The sequence below is a fragment of the Paenibacillus fonticola DSM 21315 genome (genome assembly GCF_000381905.1).
Classification (GTDB): domain Bacteria; phylum Bacillota; class Bacilli; order Paenibacillales; family Paenibacillaceae; genus Fontibacillus; species Fontibacillus fonticola.
Map to the genome: position 1 here is coordinate 374,045 of NZ_KB907245.1, position 18,114 is coordinate 392,158.

General features: G+C 47.2%; 18 protein-coding genes. 2 read left to right on the plus strand and 16 right to left on the minus strand.

Going from position 1 to position 18,114, the window contains the following annotated elements:
• Positions 1-82 precede the first annotated feature (82 nt).
• The 7 genes from G358_RS33605 to serC form a co-directional block, all read right to left on the minus strand.
• Positions 83-235 carry a hypothetical protein gene (locus tag G358_RS33605; RefSeq protein WP_019635466.1) on the minus strand — a complete coding sequence of 51 codons (153 nt, stop codon included), beginning with the start codon at positions 233-235 and terminating at the stop codon, positions 83-85.
• 211 nt (positions 236-446) lie between these two features.
• A complete protein-coding gene (locus G358_RS0101675; protein WP_019635468.1) occupies positions 447-1,307 on the minus strand; it encodes a protein kinase family protein in 861 nt (286 codons plus the stop codon).
• Between the two features lie 572 nt (positions 1,308-1,879).
• The gene (locus tag G358_RS0101680; protein ID WP_019635469.1) at positions 1,880-2,443 is read right to left on the minus strand and encodes a hypothetical protein; all 564 of its coding nucleotides are present in this window, start codon (positions 2,441-2,443) and stop codon (positions 1,880-1,882) included.
• 32 nt (positions 2,444-2,475) lie between these two features.
• Positions 2,476-3,273, minus strand: a complete 798-nt coding sequence (locus G358_RS0101685) for an aminoglycoside phosphotransferase family protein (RefSeq protein WP_240479918.1) — start codon at positions 3,271-3,273, stop codon at positions 2,476-2,478.
• 189 nt (positions 3,274-3,462) lie between these two features.
• Complete coding sequence (locus G358_RS0101690) at positions 3,463-4,152, minus strand: MOSC domain-containing protein (protein WP_019635471.1); 690 nt, start codon at positions 4,150-4,152, stop codon at positions 3,463-3,465.
• A gap of 55 nt (positions 4,153-4,207) precedes the next feature.
• Positions 4,208-5,089, minus strand: a complete 882-nt coding sequence (gene pdxS / locus G358_RS0101695; RefSeq protein ID WP_019635472.1) for a pyridoxal 5'-phosphate synthase lyase subunit PdxS — start codon at positions 5,087-5,089, stop codon at positions 4,208-4,210.
• Between the two features lie 122 nt (positions 5,090-5,211).
• Complete coding sequence (gene serC / locus G358_RS0101700; protein WP_019635473.1) at positions 5,212-6,297, minus strand: 3-phosphoserine/phosphohydroxythreonine transaminase; 1,086 nt, start codon at positions 6,295-6,297, stop codon at positions 5,212-5,214.
• A 103-nt stretch (positions 6,298-6,400) separates the two neighbouring features.
• Between serC and G358_RS0101705 the strand changes: the two genes are divergently transcribed.
• Entirely contained in the window at positions 6,401-7,297 is an 897-nt protein-coding gene (locus tag G358_RS0101705; RefSeq protein ID WP_019635474.1) for a LysR family transcriptional regulator, read from the plus strand.
• Here the strand turns inward: G358_RS0101705 and G358_RS0101710 are convergent.
• From G358_RS0101710 to G358_RS0101750, 9 genes are all read right to left on the minus strand, one after another.
• On the minus strand, positions 7,294-8,472 hold the full coding sequence (locus tag G358_RS0101710; protein WP_026342000.1) for an acetylornithine transaminase: 1,179 nt from the start codon (positions 8,470-8,472) through the stop codon (positions 7,294-7,296). The two genes, G358_RS0101705 and G358_RS0101710, sit on opposite strands and share 4 nt — an antisense overlap.
• A gap of 12 nt (positions 8,473-8,484) precedes the next feature.
• Positions 8,485-9,792, minus strand: coding sequence for a glutamate-1-semialdehyde 2,1-aminomutase (gene hemL / locus G358_RS0101715; protein ID WP_019635476.1), 1,308 nt, complete (start codon positions 9,790-9,792; stop codon positions 8,485-8,487).
• Between the two features lie 13 nt (positions 9,793-9,805).
• On the minus strand, positions 9,806-11,053 hold the full coding sequence (locus tag G358_RS0101720; RefSeq protein ID WP_019635477.1) for a serine hydroxymethyltransferase: 1,248 nt from the start codon (positions 11,051-11,053) through the stop codon (positions 9,806-9,808).
• 14 nt (positions 11,054-11,067) lie between these two features.
• Positions 11,068-12,540 carry an aminotransferase class I/II-fold pyridoxal phosphate-dependent enzyme gene (locus tag G358_RS0101725; protein WP_019635478.1) on the minus strand — a complete coding sequence of 491 codons (1,473 nt, stop codon included), beginning with the start codon at positions 12,538-12,540 and terminating at the stop codon, positions 11,068-11,070.
• A gap of 175 nt (positions 12,541-12,715) precedes the next feature.
• Positions 12,716-13,240, minus strand: a complete 525-nt coding sequence (locus G358_RS0101730; protein WP_240479908.1) for a MarR family winged helix-turn-helix transcriptional regulator — start codon at positions 13,238-13,240, stop codon at positions 12,716-12,718.
• A 205-nt stretch (positions 13,241-13,445) separates the two neighbouring features.
• The gene (locus G358_RS0101735) at positions 13,446-13,685 is read right to left on the minus strand and encodes a thioredoxin family protein (RefSeq protein ID WP_019635480.1); all 240 of its coding nucleotides are present in this window, start codon (positions 13,683-13,685) and stop codon (positions 13,446-13,448) included.
• 206 nt (positions 13,686-13,891) lie between these two features.
• Positions 13,892-14,374, minus strand: a complete 483-nt coding sequence (locus tag G358_RS0101740) for a DinB family protein (protein ID WP_019635481.1) — start codon at positions 14,372-14,374, stop codon at positions 13,892-13,894.
• 50 nt (positions 14,375-14,424) lie between these two features.
• Positions 14,425-14,889: a GyrI-like domain-containing protein gene (locus G358_RS0101745; RefSeq protein WP_019635482.1), complete on the minus strand. Its 465-nt coding sequence runs from the start codon at positions 14,887-14,889 to the stop codon at positions 14,425-14,427.
• A gap of 160 nt (positions 14,890-15,049) precedes the next feature.
• Positions 15,050-16,222, minus strand: coding sequence for a copper amine oxidase N-terminal domain-containing protein (locus tag G358_RS0101750; RefSeq protein ID WP_019635483.1), 1,173 nt, complete (start codon positions 16,220-16,222; stop codon positions 15,050-15,052).
• Positions 16,223-16,845: 623 nt separating this feature from the next.
• Here G358_RS0101750 and G358_RS0101755 point away from each other — a divergent pair.
• A complete protein-coding gene (locus tag G358_RS0101755; protein ID WP_019635484.1) occupies positions 16,846-17,778 on the plus strand; it encodes a macrolide 2'-phosphotransferase in 933 nt (310 codons plus the stop codon).
• The last annotated feature ends 336 nt before the right edge of the window (positions 17,779-18,114 follow it).

Here is an 18,114-nt window from a genome sequence, read left to right on the forward strand (position 1 = left end):
CTACAACGGTCATATCACAGCAGCACAAAAATGACGCCGGTAAGTACCGGCGCCACACTAAGCTAAATGCTCTATTCTTATTCTAAATTTCCGCAATGACCCGAGCAATGGAAGAGTCGGATTTAATATGAAGCGGAAGCGCGATGACCTCGAACGATTTCACGTTCAAAAGCTGCTCATCACCGGGAAACACAGGCATTCCATCCACAATGAGGCGTGAAAGGTCAATGATCATCTGGGTCAGCTCTAATTCATTAAAGTTTCACTCTTCCTCCATTTTCGACCAGCCACTCTGCCGTATTCGACTAATAATACAGATCAAATCGAAAAGCGACTTTATGATCCCACGGAGACGGAATGAATACGGAGCGGAAAATTTCCTAACATTTTCAAGACGGCCCATCTGTTCACTCTCCTTAATCTTAGGCTAGCCGTTATCCTATATTTCAAAAAAAATGCTTCCAAGCTCCGTAAAACTCTGCCACAGATGAGTACCGCAGCTGCCGTTCCGGCTCAACAGCCTTCAAGGCTATCTCGTACAGCTCTGGGCTAGCCTCCCACTTCGAAAAATCTCGGTCCAACTCTCCGCCAAGCAGCACAAAAGCCGTGGCCCCCATGTTGAACACATTGGTTATTCCGTCGATCGTAGCCCCCTTTACAAATTCCTCCGGGGACATAAATCTGGCAGACCCCCACAGCCTGCCCATGTGATTGGTAAAAGGCCCTTTCCGATAAAAATCAATATCGCAGATCCGAGTGGAGTCTGACTCGAAATCATACATGATGCTCCCGTCATAAAAATCAACGGCCACGTATCCCCTCTGCTCAACAGCAGCATGAAAAGCATAAATCTCATCCAAGGAAGCCATCCGCTGTTCCACTGGGAGCTGTCTATATCGGTAAAACGGCGATGCAGGATCCGTGTACTTTGCCGGCGGCGGGAAGGACCAATGTGGGTGAAGATTCTCTCCCTCAATCCAATCAAACACAGCAGCATATCCATCTCTCGTGGCGAAATGGTTCACTAGGTTAATCAAACTTCGGTGCGTCAAATCTGCGTAGACAGTCATCGCCTGCTGCAGACGCTGAACGGCCTCCTTAATATCCCCCTGATAATGCACCGTTTCTGCCCCGGCATACTTCACAAAAAATTTACGGCCGTCTTCCTGCCTAACCCCAAATGAAATGTTGCCGGAATCCTGCTCGTGAAATACTGCGAACACCTCTCCTATGCTGTCCAGCCAAGAGAAATCATGAGAGGTTCGTAATGGGAAGGACTTGCTTTGAAGACGAACGGTTATTGTCATTGAAAAATTCCTCCTATAAAAAATATGGCCTGCTCCCAGATTAACGCTTCTCATAGGGTCAGGCCGTTCGATGTTTATTTAACTGCTTCAAGGTTGAAAGGCTAGTACGATATAAGGATCACTATCACTGCTTCTAAACAGATAGCTTGCAGATCTAAGTATCTTTCTCATGGTCATCGGGGATTTACAATACAGATGAAGATGTTGTCCCGGACCTATATAAAAGTTCAACGTATTGCTGGGGCTCCAATCAATTTCTAAATACATTGCATAGTACCCAGGGATTAAAGTAATATTGAACTGCCCTCCACTTGAAACTGTGCCTGCCACCCGGTCATTGATATAGATTTGGAAATTTCGCAATATGGCGGTAGTAAATTATGATGGATAAAGTGACTATATTGGCAAAAGTAAATATATTGCATTAGCGACAATGGTGCCTTAGTGCAATGGTGGCTATCATGGTAATGCGAACACAGGGAAACGACACTAACTGTATTTGTTGTAGTTAAATTAAGCTTTCTACTCCGGATGCTAAGATTAAATGGATTTCTTACCTTTAAAATGAACGATTACAGGTTTTGACGGTGAAAAGGAGTTTTAGATTCCTGGAATACATCTAATTCGAAAACCCTCCCGTTGAATACGAAATTTGATGCATGAAATACAGTTAGTTTCATCTTTAATTTCTGCCCGATGCTTGTTCCATGATTATACAACTGCGTGCACAAAGTTTGAAGTGTACTATTCAGTTTAAACCGAATTAAACCAATTTTCACTATGAGATCATGCAAAAATACGCCAGGAATCTTTGGTGAAAGCGAATCCACCAAAACTAATTTACGATAAAGATCAAGACCGCGGGAACGATATGTAATAAAAGATTTTTGGGAGCTGTCCCCATATAGGGAAGCTCCCAGCACGCGGTGGCCCGGCGTTACATGACGGTGATCAGCAGCATATTCGTCGTTAAAACCGTATTTAGCAGCACCAGCCCTACTGGAATCAGCAATGGCCTTACTGAAATCAGCACTGCGTACTGAATCAGCAGGCTTGCTGTACCACTGTGCGGCCCTCTTTACATCGCTTACATGAATAAAGATCGTATCTACGCGGTTATGTATTGGGTTGGCCATAGCTGGATATCCTCCATTCTCTATGAAATCTGCTATGAAATTGTCTTCAACCTTGCTCTGATCTCTAGTAATAATGCGTTTTTCTCTTCATCAGGTATCCCATCCGAAAGTCTCGCGGCAGCTACCGGCAGTATCCATGGATCAACCTCGGCATAATCTTTGCTAGCCAGCTTCAAGTAATGGCTGACATATTCTTTTTTGATGCGCTTTCTAAAGAAATTGATAAGGAGGCCTTTCGTTTTGGGAGTCCCTTCTGGCAATGAGCCATAAGTCAACAGAAGTACGGACCTGGCGAGATCGCCCAGCGGGTGGCCAGCCATGCCAGTCATCCAATCAATTACGCAGCTATTATTTTGACCCGATACTAATACATTGTCGGGATGATAATCCCCGTGACACAGCTTACGATCTTCGGGCAGGCTTTGCAGATGATGAATGATTTTCGACTTCTCTGCATCGGTTAGGAATGGGGCAGATTTAATATTATGAGTGAGTATCTCTTTGTGATCCCTGCCTAAGTCCGCAGCGGAATGGGAATGAACATGATGATGAAGAGCAGCTAACGTCCTTGAAAACCGTTTGATCTGCAAAGGTCTCTGCGTCATTAAATGAAGCAGCGAGGTGCCTGGAACCCGTTCAAAAACAATCCCCTGCCTCCCCTCCTCCTCCACCAGTTCAAAGGGTCTTGGGACATGGAGGCCCAGATCATACACATAATTGCTAACCCAGTATTCCTCATGAATCGCTTCCAAAGAGAACCCCTTCTTATAAAGCTTGAGAACCTTGTTATCACCGGCAACGTATATATCCGCTGTTCTCCCCTGGCCCATCTGCTCCAACGACGTTCACCTCCATAAAACCGCAATAGACACCCCCGTCACCGCAAAAAAGCCCCAGCCTTAAGATCGCTCTTATCTTAGGCTGAGGCGTTGTTACGCGAGCTTCTTTCCACGATTATACATCCGATTCTCCCGTGGCGGTAGCCCTGATATCCGTAAAGTATCAGGTCAGATCATAAGCTACTTTTCTTTGTAGCCCGTTAGTCTTTCCCTAGTATCCGTGTCGTTTCCCTGCAGGCGCTTCAAAAAAGTTTTTCGCCAATTTTCGGACAGTTCTTCCACTTCAAGCATCTGTTTAATTCCTTCAAGGTTATCCTTCTCACAATGCATGATCCGGTTGGCGTAGGAAACCGTAATTCCCTGCGGATGACAGTGGGTTCTAATTAAACCATCTGATTTGGAAACGAGCCCTTCCTGGAGCACCCGGAAATAAAAGCCGGTATACCCGGTATCCTGCACCTTTAACGGCATGTCAGGGGCCCCGTATTTTACGGATAGTTTAAAACAAGGCTGCCTTGGCTGGCTTACCTGCACCACCGCTTCTCCCAGCTGAAAGATATCGCCGATGCAAACCTCCGTCTCCAGCAAACCCCGCGTTGTTAAATTTTCGCCGAATGCACTGTACTCTAATGCCCGGCCCAATTCCTTCTCCCAAAAGGGATAATGCTCGTAAGGATACACACAAACGGCCTTCTCCCTGCCTCCGTGGTGAACAAGATCTGCCTGACCATCCCCCTCGAAGTTGAGCCAAGACAGGAACAGCGGCTCATCGCTTGGCCTCTTGAAGATGCCTGTCGAAATTTCCTTATTGTTAAATTGCACCTGGATCGGCTTGCCTACATTGATGGATATAATTTCACCCTGCCCCACTAGGGATCACTTCCGTTTCCGACTTTGAATTCAAGAATTAACTGTCTCTTACCTATTATATACCACGTTCCTGCATGCGGTCTCCTGCTTCTAGCTTCGAGATTTCTAAACCTTTCATCGGGGCTCCCAGGTTTTTGGATATTTCTGCAATCCGCTTAAAATCGGTATAATTCGTCGTTGCCTCCACAATCGCCCGGGCAAATTTCTCCGGCTGCTCCGATTTGAAAATTCCCGATCCAACAAACACGCCGTCGGCCCCTAATGTCATCATTAAAGCCGCATCAGCGGGAGTAGCCACCCCTCCGGCAGCAAAGTTAACGACCGGTAATCTTCCCGTATCCCTGATCTGCAGCAATAATTCATAAGGTGCGCTGAGCTGCTTAGCCTCCACCATGAGCTCATCCTTGCTCATTCCCTGTACTTTACGTATTTGCCCAAGCATCATGCGCATATGGCGTACTGCCTCAACAATATTTCCCGTTCCCGGCTCCCCTTTGGTACGAATCATCGATGCCCCCTCTCCGATACGACGCAAGGCTTCTCCCAAATCCCTAGCCCCGCATACGAATGGGATCGTAAACTCATTTTTGTCGATATGAAAAATATCATCGGCAGGCGTTAACACTTCACTTTCGTCAATGTAGTCCACGCCAAGGGCTTCAAGTACTCTGGCTTCCACATAGTGACCGATGCGCGCCTTCGCCATCACGGGGATAGACACAGCCTTCATTACCTGCTCGACAACAACCGGATCGGCCATACGTGCAACTCCTCCTGCCGCACGGATGTCTGCCGGCACTCTTTCCAGCGCCATCACGGCAGTAGCTCCAGCTGCTTCCGCAATTTTGGCCTGCTCGGCATTCATCACGTCCATGATTACGCCGCCTTTTTGCATTTCCGCCATTCCCCGTTTGACTCGATTCGTCCCTGTTTCCATCTCTCATTCCTCCATGTTTTCAAGTATATAAACTTATTTAATTCACCAGTGTACTCATCCATGCCACGCACCCAAAACTCCGACAATGAAGGGCCGAAATTTCAGTTTAGCAAATTTATTTCCTATCCAAAGCGCTGTTGAAAGTCCATCATGAAATCTGTCAACGCTTTGCACTGCTCATACGTAACAGCATTATAGAGAGAAGCCCGCAAATGTCCAGCATCCCGATGGCCCTTTAACCCCACAAAGCCGTTCTGTTCCGCTTCTTGTAAAAATCGCAATTCCATTTCATCATTCATCAAGCGAAACGTCGCATTCATCAGCGAACGGCTATCTTTATGAGCCAGCCCGTAATAAAAACCGCCACTATGGTCGATCGTGCTGTACAACAAGTCGGCTTTAAGCTGGTTGCGCTGTTCCATGCCTTTTACTCCGCCTTTATTCCGAATCCATTTCAGCACAAGATTGACCATGTATACAGCGAACACAGGCGGTGTGTTGTATAACGAGCGACTATTTGCATGAATCCGATAACTCATCATATCGGGGATATTCCCAGGAATGCTGTCCAGCAGCTCACGCTCAGCGATCACCACGGTAACCCCAGATGGTCCTAGGTTCTTCTGAGCACCGGCATAGATAAATGCAAAGTTAGATACATCAACCGGACGCGACAATATGTCACTGGACATATCTGCAATCAGCGGAACTTCTCCTATATCGGCGAAGCTATGGTATTGGGTTCCCGCTATCGTTTCATTGGAAGTAAGGTGAACATAGGCTGTTTCAGGAGGAAGATTTATTCCATGCAAATCTGGAACCTTCATAAAATGATCCGCCTCCGAGCTTGCCGCAATTGCCGTATCGCCCATTTTTCTCGCCTCCGCTATGGCCTTGCCCGACCACGTCCCGCTGTGAATGTAGCTTGCCACACGGCCTGCTGGCAAGAAATTTATCGGCACCATGGCAAACTGCATGCTTGCCCCTCCCTGCATAAACATCACTTCATAACCCGGGGGAATGTGAAGAAGCTCTTTGAGCAGTTGTTGAGTTTCGTCGTTAATTTGTTCATATTCCTTGCTCCTATGCGAAATTTCCAGGACAGATAGACCGGTGCCCTGCAGGTCAAGGAATTCCTCCTGTGCTTGATGCATCACTTCCCCAGGCAATCCTGCGGGCCCTGCGTTAAAATTATAGACTTGTTTCATCCCCGTTCTCCTTTTAATGTATAGATATTTCATATCGTTTATCTTAAAATAATAGTAATATCCTATTGTTCTTTGAAAATAGGCTTTTCAAGGAGGAAGATTCATGGAACTCAGGCAATTAGAGTATTTCATGGCCGTATGCCATGAGCTGCATTTTACCCGTGCCGCCGAGAAGCTGGGTATCGCCCAACCCTCGCTAAGTCAGCAAATTCGTTTGCTGGAGCACGAAATCGGCACGCCCCTGTTCGATCGCATCGGCAAGAAAACCGTCATTACCGAAGCGGGCAAAACCTTGCTGCACCATAGCTACAATGTGTTTCATGAACTATCCCAGGCACGTGCCGCGATCAGCGAAATCCAAGGGTTGAAAAGAGGTACATTGAAGATCGGCGCGCTGCTGACCGTAGTCAATTACTTGCTCCCCCCGACCGTGATCGGCTTTCATCGCAGCTATCCTAACGTCGAGCTGTCTGTGCTCGGTCTGCGAACTGGAGATATTTACAACGGACTACTGGAAAATGAACTCGATTTGGGCATTGTATATTTACCGATGGAGCATGATGATCTGGAGACCATCCCCCTCTTTAAAGAAAATCTTGCCCTTGCCGTGCCTATAGATCATCCCATTGCTCAGAGGTCTTTCGTGACGCTTGATATTCTTAAAGAGACGCCAAGTGTTTTATTGCCAAACACATATTTTCTGCGCCAGCTCATTAATGAGCAATGCCGCGCCCTTGCCTTCGCGCCGCAGCCCGTTTTGGAGATGACAACGATGGAGTCGATTATCAATATGGTCGTTCAAGGCCTCGGCGTCACAATTTTACCGAGAGGTTACCTCGACTACATTGCCAATCCGCATATTCAAATAATCCCGATTCAGAACCCGGTGCCTACGACACAAATCGGGGTCGTCTATCGGAAAAATAAATATTTATGCGCGGCCAGCCGGGTGTTTATGGAGCAATTGATTACTACAATCAAAAGCAAACATATAGATTAATGCCTCTCCAGAACGGTGGAGACAATGTCCACGGCCTGGTCAATTTCTTCCTCTGTAATATATAAGCTAGGCATAAAACGAATCACGTGAGTACCTGCTGCCAATACCAATAGTCCGTGCTGCAGCAGCTTCTGAATGACGGGGGCAATCGGTTCACGGCATTCAATGCCGATCAGCAGACCGAGGCCCCTTACGGATTGAACGATTGAGTAGGACTGAAGCTTCTCCTGCAGCCTTTTCAAAGCATATGCGCCCATCTGTTCTGCTCGTTCACATAAACGTTCCTCGAGGATCGTCTCCAGCGTAGCCAGGCCAGCCGCCGCCGCAAGCGGGGCGCCTCCGAATGTCGACGCATGGCTTCCTGGGGAGAAGGCGTCGCGAAGCTTCTTCTTCCCCATCATTGCGCCGATAGGAAATCCGCTGGCCAGCCCTTTGGCAAGCGTGATGATATCCGGTTCGATGCCATAATGCTCGTAAGCAAACAGCTTCCCCGTTCGCCCCATCCCCGTCTGCACCTCATCGATCATAAGCAGCAGCCCTCGCTCCTTGCATAGAACGGAGAGCCGGGTCACAAACTCGGGATCCGCGGCATAAACACCACCTTCTCCCTGTACCAGTTCAAGCATGATCGCTGCGGTTCGCTCAGTGATGATGTCTTCTACCGATTGAATATCGTTATATCGTGCATAGGCAAACCCCTCCGGCAGCGGAAAAAATCCATCCTTGACCTTATCCTGCCCCGTCGCGGTCAAAGTGGCTATCGTGCGCCCATGAAAGGATTTTTCGAACGTGATGATCTCGTATCTGCCGTTCCCAAGCACCCGCTGGTGATATCTTCTGGCACATTTGATTGCAGCCTCATTGGCTTCTGCCCCGCTATTGCAAAAAAAGACGAGATCCGCACAGCTGTGAGCGGTAAGCATTTGCGCCAGCTTCTGCTGGTTCGGAATATGGAACAGGTTGGATACATGCCACACTTGTTCAAGCTGTTCCTGTATTCTTCGTTTTATTTTTAAGGGCACATGTCCCAAATTACATACCGCAATTCCTGACATAAAGTCCAAATATTCTTTGCCTTGATCGTCCCAGAGCCGGCTTCCATTCCCTTTGATCAGCGAGACGGGATATTTCGTATAGGCCGGAAACAGAACGTCGTCGTCAATGGGCTCAGCCATATTCAAGCTACATCACTCCTTGATCATTTTTAGTGCCTCGTAATGGGCTTTAATCGTAGCTTCGATATCCTCATCCGAATGAGCAGCCGATACAAACATGACTTCATAGGGGGTAGGTGCTGTCAATATGCCACGATCCAGCATCGCTGCATAGTATTGTTTAAACAGCTGCATATTCGAACGTTTAGCTGTTTCATAGTCCACAACGTCATGTTCCACAAAGAAGGTAGACAGCATCGAGCCTACCCTGTTGATCTTAAGCGGAATCCCTGTCATTTCGGCATTTCGTATAAAACCTTCCGCCAGCCGAGCCGCTTTTCTTTCCAATTCCTCATAGATTCCAGGCTGTCCAAGCAATTGCAACGTCGTATATCCAGCCGCCATGGCGAGCGGATTACCCGATAACGTTCCGGCTTGATAGATGGGCCCGGCAGGAGCAATCTGCTGCATAATTTCATGCTTGCCGCCATAAGCACCGACCGGAAGGCCTCCGCCAATCACTTTTCCGAGGCAGGTAAGATCCGGCTCGATTCCGTACAGCCCTTGCGCCCCCTGATAGCTTACGCGGAATCCCGACATGACCTCATCGAAGATCAGCAGGCTGCCGTACTGTTCGGTAATCTCCCTTAACCCTTGAAGAAAACCGGGCAAAGGCGGCACAACCCCCATATTCCCGGCCACTGGCTCAACGATGACCGCAGCGATTTGTTCGCCAAATTGCTCGAATGCATGACGAATGCTAGCGATACTGTTATAAGGCACCGTAATTGTATTTGCAGCGATGCTTTCAGGAATTCCCGGGCTATCCGGCAAGCCCAAGGTCGCCACCCCTGAGCCGGATTTAATGAGCAAAGCATCGGCATGCCCGTGATAGCCTCCTTGAAACTTCACAATTTTGTTCCGCTTCGTATATCCTCTGGCTAAGCGCAGGACACTCATTGAAGCTTCCGTGCCGGAATTCACCATGCGCACCATCTCCATAGACGGAACACTTTCGGTGATGAGCCTGGCCATTTTCGTTTCAATTTCCGTGGGCAGACCAAAGCTTGTACCTTGGGCCGCCGTCTTTCCTATCGCCTCGACAACCTTCGGATGAGCATGCCCCAGGATCAACGGCCCCCACGAGCCGATATAATCTATAAACTCATTCCCATCGATATCGAACACGTGCGAGCCTTGTCCGCCTGCGATGAACACAGGGGGCAAGCCGACCGATGAAAAGGCGCGAACCGGGCTGTTCACCCCTCCGGGGATCACGCTTTTGGCCTCAGCGAAGGCTGCTCTGGAGTTGGAATCTTTCCTTCTGATGTTGGATGTCATTGCTGCTCCTCCTTCAGCTCATTGTTGTCTCATATAAAGAGAACCGCGAGGTAATTTCCTGTACCTTGCCACTCAATTGCTCGTGGACCGCTGAATGATGCGGATGCTTCAAAGCGGCCGCAATAATCCCGGCAATCTCTCTCATTTCTTCAGGCCCCATGCCTCTTGTAGTCGCAGCTGGCGTGCCGAGCCGAATTCCGCTCGTGACAAGCGGGCTTGTAGGATCAAAAGGAATAGCGTTCTTATTAACGGTAATTCCAATTTCATCAAGGAGCTGCTGAGCCTCTTTGCCGGTTAGCCCGATGCTGCGCAGATCCAGAAGAATCAGGTGATTGTCCGTTCCTCCAGAAATGACATGCAGGCCTTCTGCCATTAATGCTTCCGCCAATATTTTGGCGTTCTGCAGGACGCGTTCCATGTATATTCTGAATTCGGCTCCGGCATTTTCTTCAAAAGCGACGGCTTTGGCGGCAATCATATGCATCAGCGGGCCGCCCTGCGTCGTTGGAAAGACGGCTTTATCAATGGCCTGCGCCCACGCTTCCTTGCATAAAATAACCCCGCCTCTCGGCCCGCGCAGCGTCTTATGAGTGGTCGTCGTCACAAAATGGGCGTGGGGTACGGGATTCGGATGCAGACCTGCTGCAACGATCCCGGCAATATGGGCCATATCTACAAGGAACAGCGCACCTACTTCTTCAGCAATCTGGGCAAAAAGCTCGAAATCAATCGTACGCGGATAGGCGCTTGCCCCTACAACAATCATGCGCGGCTTGTGTTTATGCGCCAGTTTTCGCACCTCATCAAAATCAATCCGAGAGGTCTGGGCATTAACTCCATATGGAATGAAATTATACAATTTGCCAGAAGCATTGACGGGACTTCCATGCGTCAAGTGGCCGCCATGCGACAGATCCATGCCGAGAATCGTATCCCCGGCGTTTACAGCGGCAAAATAAACGGCCATATTGGCCTGTGCCCCCGAATGGGGCTGCACGTTGGCATGCTCTGCCCCGAACAGCTCCTTCACTCTTTGCCTGGCCAAATCCTCTACCTTGTCCACGTACTGACAGCCGCCGTAAAATCTTTTTCCAGGGTAGCCTTCCGCGTATTTATTAGTTAAAACAGTGCCCATCGCCTCCATGACAGCTTCGCTAACAAAATTCTCCGAAGCAATCAGTTCAATTTTATCGCGTTGACGTTTTAATTCTTGTTGAATGGCTTTAGCTATCGCAGGATCTTGTTTCAGTAACTGCTCCATCTCAATTCCTCCCTCTAAAAAATCGCTTTCGCTTCAATAACAACCTTCACGTTTTGAATCGTTAAATCTTCAGGGCCTTTTACAGGAAGGCCGACCTCCAAGTGCTCGAGAATGTAGCGGATATGCTGCTGTGCAATCACTTCCCCCGGCAGCAAAATCGGTATGCCCGGAGGATAAACATAGATGGCTTCGGCAATGATCCGTCCAGCCGACTGCCCGATGGGAACGAACTCGACGTCACCATAAAAAGCATCCCTCGGTGTTAAGGCCAGTTGTGGAATCTCGGGTAGTTTTACATCCATAGCTTGAAAATCCGCCTGCTGCTTGTGCTGAACGTTTGCGAGCTCAGCTAAAGCGTTCAGTAGGCAATCTATGGTATCTTTCGAGTCGCCCGGCGTGATTAAGCAGAGGATATTGTACAAATCGCTCAGTTCCACTTCGATGTTGTAATGATCCCGCAGCCATTGCTCTGCGTCATATCCGGTAATTCCAAGCTCCCGGACATGCACCGTAAGCTTTGTAGGATCGAAATCAAACGCCGCATCCGTCCACAAAATCTCTCTCCCGAAGGAAGACAGGCCGGGAATTTCATTGATCCGGCTTCTGGCGTACTCTGCCAAACGAATCGCTTTACTCGACATCTCGCAGCCTTGCAGGGCGAGCTGCTTGCGTGCCGCATCCAAGGAGGCTAACAGAATGTAAGAAGTGGAGGTCGTTGTCAGCATACTGAACATCGCCTTCACTTTCTCCAGTTGAACAATGCCCTTCTTGATGTGGAGAAGCGAGCTCTGGGTCAATGAACCGCCGAGCTTGTGCATGCTTGTCGCCGCTAGATCCGCACCGGCCTGCATCGCTGATAGCGGAAGCTTGTCGTGAAAATGCAGCAGCGCTCCATGCGCCTCGTCGACTAGGACGGGTATGCCGTAATGATGGGCCAGATCAACGATTGCCTTTAAATTCGTGCATACCCCAAAATACGTCGGATTGATTACCAATACGGCCTTGGCATCCGGATGCCATTCGATCGCCTTCTTGACCGAGCGAACGGAAATACCGTGATCGATGCCTAAGTTCTTATCCCGCTCCGGGGTTACAAAGATTGGCTTGGCTCCCGCAAAAATAATCGCCGATAAAATCGACTTATGCAGATTGCGTGGCACGATAATTTTATCGCCCGGGCCGCAAACTGACATGATCATCGTCATAATCGCGGTACTAGTACCCTGCACGGAAAACAAAGAATAATCCGCACCAAAGGCATATGCAGCCAAGCGCTGTGCTTCATCAATCACTCCGGTGGGCTGGTGCAGATCATCCAAAGGCGCAATATTGATTAGATCAATGGACAAGGCATTGTCGCCCAAAAAGGTTTTAAACCCGTTTTCCATGCCCTTGCCTTTTTTGTGGCCGGGTATATGGAACGGAATTGGATTGCGCTTGGCATGCTCGGTTAAAGCAGTAAATAAGGGGGTACAGTGATGAACCATAATTCTTGTTCAATTCCTTTCAGAAGGCGGTATCCGTATTTCGATCTAGTATAGATCGCAGGAATCGATCGTTCAATTCAATAATTCATATCATTTCGATAGGATGTTCCTATGATTAAGAAGGAGTGAAGTCCTGTAAAAGGCAGGAGGAGGGCGGAGCTCGGCCTATTTCCTTTTAGACTTCGATAGGAGTATGTTCGGGACATTCTTGGAGGGAGGCTTCATGGGTAAGATATTGTTGAATAAGACCGCAAAAATGAGGCGTGACGGCCTCGCCGGTATTCGGCTGAAAGTGCATGCAGCCCAAGCAGGGTTCAGCAACCACAAGCTGGCCGCGTTGTTGCATGGCTGAAATGATAGCGCTGAGTCCTATCTCGAAATCCGCCAAAGCTTCATCTGGTATAGAACCGAGCGCTTCTTCCAGGGAGTGCCCCCAATGGTTCAGCTGCGAAACGATGACTTTGCCTTCTGGAGTCAAATTGAGCAAGGTCACTCGGCGATCCTCGGGCTTTTGCGCTTTGCTCACCAGCCCTTTTCTGACCAATCCATTGATGATCTTCACCGCAGTTACATGGGTCGTACCGATGGCACCTGCAAAGTTGCCCACGGTAGCCACATCGCTTCGGGTATATGCCGCAAACAGCAGCGCTTGAATCTGTACGGGCGACAATCCCATCGCGTCACCCTCTGCCTGTGTCACCTTTTTGATGGCCTGCGACATCCGGAAGAGAGCCATGCTCACGCGGGCTGAACGATTGTCTTTGCGGTGCTGGGGATCAAATATCATAGCTAGTCGTACCTTCCATATTCATTCTTGTATCTATTTTACATGCAAACATGGTCAGATAAAAGCAGTTGTGAAAAAGGAAAAGGCGCCTAAGCAGGCACCTCTCTTTTTTACCACACTAACCTTTTTTGACATCCTCCAGGCTCGCACCGTAGTTGATGTGATACACATTTCCGTCAATCACTAAAGCAGGAACGGATTGAACCCCGGCACTCTCCGCTTCTTCAATGCGATTCCGAGCCGTGCCCAGATGCACGATCTCCGTATTGATTTTTGATTCGTCAAGATACTCGAGCACCACCTGCTCCGCATCCACGCAAACCGGACAACCCGCATGATAAAAAACCGCTTTTGACATTACGATCATCTCCTTGAATATTATGTAGCTTTGCTACTTAGTTAAAGTATAGGAGAGAATGTAATCTATGATCAATTACAGATTTCTTATGGTTATGATAGGTAATTGTGATGGTTTCAACCTAATCCCTGGAATTCATTACTGTGACATACTCTAGGGAGTTTTTCAAAGCTTATAGTCTTCTATCAATTAATGCAGCCGCTCAGCTAGTCATTTTTCCTTAAAAAAACGATGTAATCCGTCATTATTCCACTATGCCCTAGGTATCTTAGGATTGTAGTAATATTCCCCCTGTGGTAGGTTCCGTGGTTTACGACATGTTGAAGGATCTCTGATATCGAATTTTGGAACTCTTGGCCCATTGTGTTTCTATAAGTCACCCTCTTCTCGAAATCGCTGATCGAGGTCAAATGTTGGCGAATCCGCGACTGCAGACTGGTTATGTGATTACTGGCTTGCTCAATGCTGCTGAATGATTTTGCCGCTAAGGATGGAGATTTTTCTTCCTTGATCCGGGCAAACCAGACTTCGTCGGCCGAAGCAAGATGCCCCAAGACTTCTGCCATCGATTTAAAGCCCAAATTCACTTCTTTTAGGAATAATTCCTCCGGCAGCGTGCGAAGATGCTGAATCACTCTCTCGTTCGCCCAAATGTTGTAATCGTACCCCTGAACAATTTGTCCGCTCATCGTATTCTCTCCTCACTAGTTTTCCAGCCTGGACTGTCTACGACCAGAAATTATTTTATCGTATCATACAAATCCGTTACAATGTCATTCCCCACTGCCCCTTTCTGACCCCATTCCTCCGTGATCTCCAGATGCCAGGCTCTAGGAAGTCTTTCATGCTGATTGTCCGCTATCCATTGATGCAGCTTCTCATAAGAGTTTCTTATTTCCGTATTAGGTCCCGTATGCCTCAGCACCGCATATTTCTGTCCGGGAACTACGATGGAGACCATGCCGGCAGGAACTTCCTTAACTTCATCAACCTCAACACAAACCCAGTAGCCATCCTCTTCCTCAGAAAAATCTCCAGCTACGAAAGCGCCGATCAGTCTAGCTGGATTAACTACTTCCTTAATCTCGCTTAGCCTTTCTTTGAGTTGTTCCACAGCTCTGGGAATCTCGCTAACATACTGCTCTCCTGGACATACTACCCGTATGCCAACCAGCTTCTTTGTATTCAGTTCGACTATCTTCAATGCGGATCTCCCCTCCTTCATAAAACACGAACACCCCGGCCTTAGATCGCTCTTGTCTGTGGGCCGGGGTGCAGGTTAACTGAGTTTTATTCCATGATTATATTATATATCTTCCAGTAATCTGGGGCGAGATGAGACATAGCAAGTTGCTTCGTACAATTCAATCTACGTCAAGGTGTAGCTCATCATCATAGTTCCAGTGACCGTTTGCATATTCCAAAAAGATAAGAGCCTCATAAACATCCGTATATCCTTCTAAAACATCGCTCCACTCGATGGTTCCATGAACGATGGCCTCTTTTTCTCCAACGAATAATACATGTTCTCCCGTTAAGTCATACTTCCACTCATCAGACTCAAACCCAATTTTTTTAAAATTTTCCCACGTTAGTTCTGTCTCTGGATTAATCACTCCAGCATTCCACTTTTTAAGAAATGATGGCGATCTATATTGAACTGTCAACGTAAGGTTTTCATCGTTAAGAGCTTTATAATACGTTCTTAAGTCTGATAAAACAGCTTTTTGTTCTTCTTTCTGTTTCTCCATAACTTTTGCGGCTGTTTCATTAATATCCTTCGGAAGCTCCATATTGACGGACAATAAAGTTGATTCTGCGACTTTCCACTGTCCATTTTCGTATCTAATTTCAAACATGTATTCATCTTTTCGATTCAACACTTCTGTATTCTCAATATAAGTAACACGAAGATCGGCTTTATCAGCCGAAGAATACACAAGGCTATGAATATCTATAATGAAATCCCTGACAGGAATTTCACTTATACGATGGTTCGATTCATAATCATAATAAGGATTGTATAGATGATGACTACCGTACGCTAATAGCTTTGGGGTAAAAAATTTATAGTAATTCAAAAGAAGATCATATACAGCCTTTTCTTGGCCATCGCCATATTTCTTCATCTTTACAGTCAGTGTATCTTTATCATAAGTTACGGAGCGCTCAAGAATTTGACTAGCAAGGCGGATTGGAAAGTAAACCTGCCCATCGATTACCGGTATGGGCTCGTCCAAATAAAAAGTATAATCGTTATAATAAACTGAGTCATAGTCTGCCGAAAAGATCATCTCGAAATCGTTAATGAACACTGAAACTTCTGAACTTTCCGGATTATACGAAACTTTATAACCCATTGCATTGAAAAAATGACGAGAAGGAACGTACATTACTCCTGATTTTATAACAGGGATTACCCCTATTAATTTTTTATCATCTACATACAGTTCAATTTGCTTATTAGCAGAAGCAATAATGGGTACCTCCAGAACTACACAGATTACTATTAGTAAACATATGAACTTTTGTTTCATTAAGACACTTCCCTTTCAGCAACCACGGATACTTAATCCCCCCGCTTTATGCAATGCTTCCAAGCTGTTTTTGAAACGACATGGATTAGACTGGTCAAGTGCAGTCGCGAAATGTGCTGCCCCGCATACCAGCTCGGCATATTTTTGTCATTTTGTGCAGGCCAGTTTAACTGAGCTTTATTCCATGATTATACATTTAACGTCCACGGAGCGATAGTCTCAAATATTCAAGTTTTTAATGATCTAATTTCTAGCCCCCGACGAAAAATAACGCGAATTGTTGTGTAGATTGTTCATACCCGATATGCTATCATGACAATATATTACAGATTGGAGGGTCACGTGTGCTAATTTATTCCCGGTTGAGAAAGCAATGCAACTAATTGCGACTGCTGTTTCTGCTCTGTCTCGTGCAGAGTAATCGGGATAAGTCTGCCTTTTTACGTGAGTCCGCCTTCCGTAATGTCACTCTTTATTTGGGAGTGTTTCTTTTTACGTACCTAATCACGTATTTGCTTCTGCGAGGGCGCTGGAGCGTTAAGGCATATCTATATTCGATTACGGCTGCACGGACATCAGATGTCTGTGTTTTTTTATTTTGTGCCGAAAAGGAGAATGCCTTTATGACAAGACCATATTCAAGCGATCAGCAAAATATCATCCATGAGCTCCTAAGCCAGGCGGAGCGAAACGGTTTGCGCTTAAACTCCGATCATGTCGAGATGAATGAGTCCGGGTTGGACTTTCTCGTTGTTTTTGCCAAGGATCTGCAAGGTGAGACGTGGGTGCTGCGAAAACCTAGACGCTCAGACGTATGGGAGCGCGCGGAAAATGAGCAGAAGGTGCTGCAGCTCGTCGGTCAGCATCTGCCCGTTGAGGTGCCGGACTGGCGTATTTTCACACCCGAGCTTATTGCATATCCATTGCTGGGCGGGCACCCTATTGCGACGGTTGATCCTGCTGGCGGCGGTTATGCCTGGAGGTTCCCACAGGAATCATTGAGCGATGAATTTTTTGATTCTCTGGCCGGAGCCATAGCGGCCTTGCATAACATCGAGCACAGCAAAGCGATCCAGGGTGGCGTTCGTTGCAAAACACCGAAGGATACGCGGGAAGCTTTTGCTGCAAACATTGAAGAAGTAAAGGAGTCCTTCACCATCCCTGCCAAGCTGTACGACCGCTGGATGAAGTGGCTCTCTACCGATTCCTACTGGCCTGATCATTCCGTGCTTCATCACGGCGATTTGCATCCGCCTCATATTATCGTAAATGATTATCAGCGGGTCACAGGTTTAATCGACTGGACAGAAGCGGAGATTGCCGATCCCGGCAAAGATTTTGTTATTTTATACGCCCTTTTTGGCCAAGAGGGATTGCGGGATTTGCTTAGCCGCTATGAGATAGCAGGAGGCAAAACCTGGCCTCGTATGAATGGGCACATCGCCGAGCAATGGGCGGCTTATCCGGCTCTCGTTGCCAAGTTTGCGCTTGTTACAGGGAAAGAGGCCGATATGGAAATGGCCAGAGGTATGATGGCTAACTGGAACGTGGAATAATTAATAATTAACTGCTCTTCGTTCGGCGTGTCATAAACCGTTTAAGACAAAAGAGGCTGGGACAAAACCCTCCGCTAACGAAAAATAGCCGGCAAGCTTTTACGATGAGTAAAAGTTTACCGGCTTTCATTATTTTTGACGTAAAAAAGGACACCTTCTGATAAAATTAAGTTACCACACAAAATCCAATCAGAAAGAAGTGTCCTTATGTTTAAAGATTATAACATGAATCAATTGGTTTTGCCGCTAGATTTAGAAGTTAAATTACAAGAAAATGACATTGCTTTTTCGATCCACCATCTAGTCGACAGTATTCCACCCGATGCCCTTGATTCT

What these genes read in the sequence shown, in the direction of transcription:
- G358_RS33605 (WP_019635466.1), bottom strand. Translation starts at nt 235, where the DNA reads ATGATCATTGACCTTTCACGCCTCATTGTGGATGGAATGCCTGTGTTT.
- G358_RS0101675 (WP_019635468.1), bottom strand. Translation starts at nt 1,307, where the DNA reads ATGACAATAACCGTTCGTCTTCAAAGCAAGTCCTTCCCATTACGAACC.
- G358_RS0101680 (WP_019635469.1), bottom strand. Translation starts at nt 2,443, where the DNA reads ATGGCCAACCCAATACATAACCGCGTAGATACGATCTTTATTCATGTA.
- G358_RS0101685 (WP_240479918.1), bottom strand. Translation starts at nt 3,273, where the DNA reads ATGGGCCAGGGGAGAACAGCGGATATATACGTTGCCGGTGATAACAAG.
- pdxS (WP_019635472.1), bottom strand. Translation starts at nt 5,089, where the DNA reads ATGGAAACAGGGACGAATCGAGTCAAACGGGGAATGGCGGAAATGCAA.
- serC (WP_019635473.1), bottom strand. Translation starts at nt 6,297, where the DNA reads ATGAAACAAGTCTATAATTTTAACGCAGGGCCCGCAGGATTGCCTGGG.
- G358_RS0101705 (WP_019635474.1), top strand. Translation starts at nt 6,401, where the DNA reads ATGGAACTCAGGCAATTAGAGTATTTCATGGCCGTATGCCATGAGCTG.
- G358_RS0101710 (WP_026342000.1), bottom strand. Translation starts at nt 8,472, where the DNA reads ATGGCTGAGCCCATTGACGACGACGTTCTGTTTCCGGCCTATACGAAA.
- hemL (WP_019635476.1), bottom strand. Translation starts at nt 9,792, where the DNA reads ATGACATCCAACATCAGAAGGAAAGATTCCAACTCCAGAGCAGCCTTC.
- G358_RS0101720 (WP_019635477.1), bottom strand. Translation starts at nt 11,053, where the DNA reads ATGGAGCAGTTACTGAAACAAGATCCTGCGATAGCTAAAGCCATTCAA.
- G358_RS0101725 (WP_019635478.1), bottom strand. Translation starts at nt 12,540, where the DNA reads ATGGTTCATCACTGTACCCCCTTATTTACTGCTTTAACCGAGCATGCC.
- G358_RS0101735 (WP_019635480.1), bottom strand. Translation starts at nt 13,685, where the DNA reads ATGTCAAAAGCGGTTTTTTATCATGCGGGTTGTCCGGTTTGCGTGGAT.
- G358_RS0101740 (WP_019635481.1), bottom strand. Translation starts at nt 14,374, where the DNA reads ATGAGCGGACAAATTGTTCAGGGGTACGATTACAACATTTGGGCGAAC.
- G358_RS0101750 (WP_019635483.1), bottom strand. Translation starts at nt 16,222, where the DNA reads ATGAAACAAAAGTTCATATGTTTACTAATAGTAATCTGTGTAGTTCTG.
- G358_RS0101755 (WP_019635484.1), top strand. Translation starts at nt 16,846, where the DNA reads ATGACAAGACCATATTCAAGCGATCAGCAAAATATCATCCATGAGCTC.